The organism is Elioraea rosea, assembly GCF_007644105.1.
In the GTDB taxonomy this organism is placed as follows: Bacteria; Pseudomonadota; Alphaproteobacteria; order Acetobacterales; family Acetobacteraceae; genus Elioraea_A; species Elioraea_A rosea.
This window is the reverse complement of the sequence record NZ_VFAC01000095.1, coordinates 1-910: the sequence shown is the minus strand read 5'-3', so window position 1 is coordinate 910 and position 910 is coordinate 1. Positions and strand designations below refer to the sequence as shown.

Annotated in this window: 1 protein-coding gene; it reads right to left on the bottom strand. The window is 74.4% G+C overall.

Features of this window, described 5'->3' with window-relative positions; genetic code table 11:
* Positions 1–157: 157 nt before the first annotated feature.
* On the bottom strand, positions 158–910 hold a 753-nt coding region (locus FIF60_RS21440; RefSeq protein WP_144300320.1), incomplete at its 5' end, for a substrate-binding domain-containing protein.

Here is a 910-nt window from a genome sequence, read left to right as displayed (position 1 = left end):
CGCGCGCTGCCAGCGCCTGAGTGGCCACGACGCCCGCGCCGCGCAGCAACGCGCGGCGCGTCGTGCGAAGCCCGACCGTCGGGGGCCCATCGCTCCCGGCCAGCGCGCGCGCCGTCAGGCGGCGCAGCGCGCGCAAGAGTGGCGTCCGCATAGCGCGTCAGGCCGTGTAGCCGTAGCGCGCGAAGATTCGCCGGCCCTCGGGGCCCTTCAGGAATGCGATGAACTCGCCGGCGGCCGGGTCGGCGCCGGGGCGGAGCACGACGTTGGCGGTGCGGAAGATGCGCCGCTCCGGCTCGATCTCGACCAGCTCGCCGGCGCCCGGGTTCGCCGCGTGCCAATCCACCCAGGTGATCCAGGCATCGACGCCCGCCGCCGCATCGCGAAACAGCCGGAAGGAGGTGCCGCTGTTCGAGTTGTAGCTCACGATGTTGGCGCGCAGCCGCCGCACGTCCTCGAGCCGGCCGAGCCGGCCGACGACGTCCTCCCAGAGCCCCGTGCCCGAGGTGTTCGATACGCCGCCGCCTTCGTTCACGATCACCTTCATGCCCGGCCGCATCAGGTCCTCGAGGCCGGTGATGCCCTTGGGATTGCCGGGCTGCACGAGCAGCACGGCGCGGCGGATCGCGATGGGTTCCACCGCGCGCACGTCGAAGTCGCGGTAGGTCTTCAGGAAGGCGACCATGGATTGCTCGGAGCTGCCGAACAGCAGGTCCGCGCCGGCCTGCGCGGCCGCGGTCCAATTCGCCTCCGGCCCGAAGGTCACCTCGACGCGCTGGCCCGTCCCGGCCGAGAAGGCCGCCGCGGCGTCTCGGGTGGGCACGTGCGGCCCGCCGGGCCCGAAGGCGCGCACGATGCCGTCGCTGACCACCGGCGCGGCGGCGCGCGCGTCACGCCCCCGCGCCGCACCGGC